The following is a 5,801-nucleotide window of genomic DNA, read 5'->3' on the forward strand; positions in this document are numbered from 1 at the left end:
CCCCCAGCCCCTCCCTTGCAGGGAGGGGAGTGCTTTACCCCACCCGGTTCGCCACCAGATCGTCGACCACCGCCGGATCGGCGAGCGTGCTGGTGTCCCCCAGCGAAGAGACGTCCCCCTCGGCGATCTTGCGCAAGATGCGCCGCATGATCTTGCCGCTGCGCGTCTTGGGCAGGCCCGGCGCGAACTGGAGCGCGTCGGGCGTGGCGATCGGGCCGATCTCGGTGCGCACCCAGGCGCGCAACTCGCTGCGCAATTCCTCAGACGGGGTCTCACCGGCGTTCAAGGTGACATAGGCATAGATGCCCTGCCCCTTGATGTCGTGTGGCATGCCCACCACCGCCGCCTCGGCGACCTTGGCGTGGAGCACGAGCGCGCTCTCGACCTCCGCGGTGCCCATGCGGTGGCCCGAGACGTTGATCACGTCGTCGACCCGGCCGGTGATCCAGTAATAGCCGTCCTCGTCGCGGCGGCAGCCGTCGCCGGTGAAATATTTGCCGCGATAGGTAGTGAAATAGGTCTGAAAGAAGCGGTCGTGATCGCCCCAGACGGTGCGCATCTGGCCCGGCCAGCTCTTGGCGACCACCAGATTGCCTTCGGTCGCGCCGTGCAGGACATTGCCCTCGGCATCGACGATCTGCGGGTCGACGCCGGGCAGCGGCAGGGTCGCCGAGCCGGGCTTGAGTGCGGTCGCGCCGGGCAAGGGCGAGATCATCTGCCCGCCGGTCTCGGTCTGCCACCAGGTGTCGACGATCGGGCAGCGGCCTTCGCCGACGACTTCATGGTACCAGCGCCACGCCTCGGGGTTGATCGGCTCGCCGACGGTACCGAGCAGCCGCAGCGACTTGCGCGAAGTCTTGGTCACATAATCGTCGCCCTCGCGCATCAACGCGCGCAAAGCGGTCGGCGCGGTGTAGAGGATCTCGACCTGGTGGCGGTCGACGACCTGCCAGATCCGCGACGCGTCCGGCCAGTTGGGCACGCCTTCGAACATCAAGGTCGTCGCGCCGTTGGCGAGCGGGCCGTAGACGATGTAGCTGTGCCCGGTGACCCAGCCGATATCGGCGGCGCACCAGTAGATTTGGCCGGGCTTGTAATCGAACACCAGTTCGTGGGTGTAGCTCGCCCAGAGCAGATAGCCCGCGCTGGTGTGGAGCACGCCCTTGGGCTTGCCGGTCGATCCCGAGGTGTAGAGGATGAACAAAGGGTCCTCGGCGCCCATCGGCTCGGCCGGGCAGTCCGCAGACACGTTCGCCGCCGCCTCGTGATACCAGACGTCGCGGCCCGGCTGCATCGCGACATCGCCGCCGGTCGCCTGGACGACGATCACTTTCTCCAGCGCATGCGCATGCGCCGCCGCGGCATCGACATTGGCCTTGAGCGGCACGCGCTTGCCGCCCCGCCGGCCCTCGTCGGCGGTGATCACGACCTTGCTGTCGCAATCGGTGATCCGCCCCGCCAGCGCCTCGGGCGAGAAGCCGCCGAACACCACCGAATGCACCGCGCCGACCCGCGCGCAGGCGAGCAGGGCGAACGCTGCCTCGGGGATCATCGGCATGTAGATGGTGACGCGGTCGCCCTTCCGGACGCCCTCGCCTTTGAGCACATTGGCGAAGCGGCAGACCTCCTCGTGGAGCTGGCGATAGGTGTAGCGCCGCGGTTCCTCGCTGGGCTCGTCGGGTTCCCACAGGATCGCGACCGTGTCGCCACGGCTCGCCAGGTGCCGATCCACACAATTCGCCGCGACGTTCAACTTGCCGTCGGCAAACCAGCGGATGTGAAAGTCGTCCTCGTCGAACGACCAGTCGCCGGCGAGTTCAGGGCGACGCACCCAATCGAGCCGCTTCGCCTGTTCGAGCCAGAAGCTGCCCGGATCGGCGATGCTGCGGCCGTACAGCTTCTCATATCCGGCGGCATCGACGCGCGCGCGGCGCGCCCACTCGTCCGATACCGGGTACAGGCTGTCGCTCATCGTGAATCCGCTCCCACTTCTGCCTGCTCCTTGTCCCCAACCAGCCCGCGCACGCAAGCCGCAGAATCCGTTACGGCGCCGCTCCGAGCCGCAGTTTTTCTTGAGGTGCGACAAACTGCGACATATTTTCGGTGGAACCGATCGCGCTTGCCGACCATCTTGCCCCCTATGGCCAGACGCCCGATCGCCCTGACGCTCCTTTTCGCCTTGCCGCTCGCTGCCTGTGCGGCGGGTCCCGAGTATCGCCCGCGCACCGCGCCCGAGCTCGGCGTGCCTGACGCCTATTCGGTCCCCGCCGACCAGCGTGCCCGCGAGGACCTGAGCCGCTGGTGGGAGAAGTTCGACGATCCCCAACTCGCGTCGCTGGTCCAGCGTGCCCAGGCGTCGAACCTCGACATCGCACAGGCGGTCACCCGGCTGCGCCAGGCGCGCGAATCGCTCGTCCAGCAGCGCGCCGCGCTGTTCCCCACGCTCGGCGTATCGGGCGGCGCCTCGCGCAGCGAGTCGCTTCGCGGCGGTACCACGACTACCACCTTGCCCGACGGTACGGTCACGTCCTTCTCGCAAGGCGGGCGCAACAGCTTCTCCATCGGCGCCGACGCCAGCTATCAAGTCGACCTTTTCGGCGGAGTCCGTCGCGGCGTCGAATCCGCCCGCGCCAGCTATGAGGCGTCGGGCTTCGATTATGCCGCGGTCCTGATCTCGATCGAGGCGGAGACCGCGCGCAACTATGTCCTCGCCCGCGCCGCGCAGGCGCAGCTCGCCAATGCGCGCAGCTCGCTCGCGCTGCAGGACGACAATCTCCAGATCGCCCAGTGGCGCGTCCAGGCCGGCTTGGTCTCGACGCTCGACCAGGAACAGGCCCGCGCCCAGCGCGCGCAGACCGCCGCGACGATCCCGAGCCTCGAGGCCAATTACAACGGCTTCGTCTCGCGGCTGGGCGTGCTCACCGGCCAGGCGCCGGGCGCGCTCAAGGCCGAGCTCGAAGCCGTCAAGCCGATCCCGCGCGGCCCCGCGCAGGTCGCCGCCGGCATCCCGGCCGAGGCCTTGCGCCAGCGCCCCGACATCCGCGCCGCGGAGCGCAACCTCGCCTCGGCGACGGCACAGATCGGCGTCGCCCAGGCGCAGCTCTATCCCTCGCTCGGCATCGGCGGCAGCATCGACGCGGGCAGCAGCGCGCTCAGCTCGATCTTCGACGTGATCACCGGCCGCCTGTTCGCCAACATCGCCCAGACCATCTTCGACGCCGGCCGCACGCGCAGCCAGGTCCGCTCGGCCCAGGCCGCGGCGGACGGCGCATTCCTCAGCTACAAGCAGACCGTGCTGACCAGCCTCGAGGATATCGAGAATGCGATCGTCGCGCTGCAGGCGGCGCAACGCCGCGAGGCCGAGTTCCGCGTCGCGCTCGAGGCATCCGACAACCAGGCGATCCTCGCGCGGATCCAATATCGCTCAGGGCTCACCGACTTCACTACGCTGAACCAGGCCGAGAGCGCCTTGCTCTCGGCGCGCAACGGGCTGGTCAGCGCGCAATCCGATCAATCCACGGCGTTGATCCAGCTCTACCAGTCGCTCGGCGGCGGCTGGGACAGCAATATCACTCCCACGGCCCCATCGCGGGCCCCATCGACCACAGGCGGCACCGCGAATGGCGACTGATCCCAATGCGAACCTCAACGATTTCCTCGGCACGCCCGCCCGCCCCTGGTGGCGGCGCTGGCTCAAGTGGATCATCGTCGGCGCAGTCGTCCTGCTCGCGGTGTTTTTCCTGTCGCGCTTCTTTTTCGGCGGCGCCACCGCCACGCAATATTCGACCGAGGAGGCCGCGCGCGGCAACCTGACCGTCACGGTCTCTGCGACCGGCAAGCTCGCGCCGACCAACCAGGTGCAGGTCGGTTCCGAGCTTTCGGGGCTGGTCGAGACGGTCAGCGTCGACGTCAACGATCGCGTCGTGAAGGGCCAGCCCCTCGCGGTGCTCGACGTTTCGCAGCTCGACGACGACATCACCCAGGGCAAGGCACAGTTAAATGCGCAACAGGCGCAGGTCGCGCAGGCGCAGGCGACCGTCGCCGAATCGCGCGCGCAGCTCGCCCGGCTCGAGGAAGTCAGCCGCCTGTCGAACGGCCGCGTCCCCGCCAAGGTCGAGATGGAGCAGGCACGCGCCGCCGCGCAGCGCGCCAACGCCGCGCTCGCCGCCGCCCAGGCCAATGTCGTCGCGGCGCGCGCGGCGCTCTCGTCGAACGAGACGCGGCGCTACAAGGCGGTCATCCGCTCGCCAGTGAACGGCGTCGTGCTCGCGCGCCAGATCGATGCGGGCCAGACCGTCGCCGCCTCGTTCAACACGCCGACCCTGTTCGTCATCGCCGAGGATCTGTCGGCGATGGAACTCCAGGTCGCGATCGACGAGGCCGATGTCGGTTCGGTCAAGCAGGGCCAGCTGGCGAGCTTCACCGTCGACGCCTTCCCCGGCAAGACATTCCCCGCGACAATCACCCGCGTCGACCTCGGCTCGAACCTGTCGGCGCAATCGTCGACGAGTTCGAGCAGCTCGAGCAGCACGACGACGTCGTCGCAGGTCGTCTCCTATGCGGCGACCCTGAGCGTCGCCAATGCCGACCAGCAGCTCCGGCCGGGCATGACCGCGACCGCGGAGATCATCACCAAGGCCAAGCCGGGCGTGCTGCTCGTCCCCAATGCGGCGCTGCGCTTCAAGCCGAGCGCCGGCGGCGCGGGCGCGAGCGGCGGCCAGGGCGGCATCGCCGGCGCGCTGGTGCCGCGCGGACGGCGCGGCGGCGGCGGCGGCGCGCAGAAATCGGCGACGATCAGCCGCGGCGCGCAGCAGACCGTCTACGTCCTCGGCGACGACGGCCAGCCCCAGGCAGTGCAGGTCACCAGCGGCGACACCAACGGCACCGTCACCGAGATCACCGGCGGCGACCTCAAGCCCGGCATGAAGGTGATCACCGGCCAGCTCGCCTCGGACGGCACCAGCGGCCAGCGTCGCCAGGGCTCCGGCCAGCGGCGGCAAGGTGGCGGTCAGGGCGGTGGAGGCCAGCGTGGCGGACAGTGACGCGCCGATCATCCGGCTGCGCGGCGTCACCAAGCTCTACGGCGCCGGCGCGACCGCCTTTCAGGCGCTGAAGGGCGTCGACCTCGACATCGCAGCGGGCGATTTCGTCGCGGTGATGGGGCCGTCGGGATCGGGCAAGTCGACGACGATGAACATCCTCGGCTGCCTCGACGTGCCGAGCGGCGGCGAGTTCCTGTTCAAGGGCGTCCATGTCGAACGGCTCGAGCGCGACGAGCGCGCGTTATTGCGGCGCAAATATCTCGGCTTCGTCTTCCAGGGCTTCAACCTGCTCGCGCGCACCTCGGCGCTGGAGAATGTCGAGCTGCCCCTGCTCTATCGCGGCGACCCCAAGAAGCAGCGCCGCGAGATGGCGATGGCCGCGCTCGACAAGGTCGGGCTCAAGGATTGGTGGGACCATACTCCCGCCGAGCTTTCGGGCGGCCAGCAGCAGCGCGTCGCGATCGCCCGCGCGATCGTGACCAACCCCGATGTGCTGCTCGCCGACGAGCCGACCGGCAATCTCGATTCGGAGCGCTCGGTCGAGATCATGCAATTGCTCACCGAGCTCAACCAGACGAGCAACATCACCGTGCTGATGGTCACCCACGAGCCCGACATGGCCGCCTTCGCGCGCACGATCATTCACTTCAAGGACGGGCTGGTCGAGCGGATCGAGGCCGGCCACGCGCAAGGCGAGGTGGTGGCGTGAGGCTCTTCTTCTTCTGCAAGCCCCTCCCCTTCAGGGGAGGGGTTGGGGGT

At 68.8% G+C, this 5,801-nt stretch carries 4 protein-coding genes; 3 read left to right on the forward strand and 1 reads right to left on the reverse strand.

The genetic code is table 11. The features are described 5' to 3' along the window. Positions 1–34: 34 nt before the first annotated feature. Positions 35–1,972 carry an acetate--CoA ligase gene (gene acs, locus AC3WJI_RS21305; protein ID WP_492759313.1) on the reverse strand — a complete coding sequence of 646 codons (1,938 nt, stop codon included), beginning with the start codon at positions 1,970–1,972 and terminating at the stop codon, positions 35–37. A gap of 168 nt (positions 1,973–2,140) precedes the next feature. Between acs and AC3WJI_RS21310 the strand changes: the two genes are divergently transcribed. Genes AC3WJI_RS21310 through AC3WJI_RS21320 form a run of 3 tightly spaced genes read left to right on the forward strand, consistent with a single transcriptional unit; the run spans position 2,141 to position 5,751 of the window. Continuing rightward, a complete protein-coding gene (locus AC3WJI_RS21310; protein ID WP_492759314.1) occupies positions 2,141–3,631 on the forward strand; it encodes an efflux transporter outer membrane subunit in 1,491 nt (496 codons plus the stop codon). Then, positions 3,621–5,042 carry an efflux RND transporter periplasmic adaptor subunit gene (locus tag AC3WJI_RS21315; RefSeq protein WP_492759315.1) on the forward strand — a complete coding sequence of 474 codons (1,422 nt, stop codon included), beginning with the start codon at positions 3,621–3,623 and terminating at the stop codon, positions 5,040–5,042. Before AC3WJI_RS21310 ends, AC3WJI_RS21315 begins: the two co-directional genes overlap by 11 nt. Further along, positions 5,029–5,751, forward strand: a complete 723-nt coding sequence (locus AC3WJI_RS21320) for an ABC transporter ATP-binding protein (protein WP_492759316.1) — start codon at positions 5,029–5,031, stop codon at positions 5,749–5,751. Before AC3WJI_RS21315 ends, AC3WJI_RS21320 begins: the two co-directional genes overlap by 14 nt. Positions 5,752–5,801 lie beyond the last annotated feature (50 nt).

Source organism: Sphingomonas sp. FW306-1B-B10E (assembly GCF_058782005.1).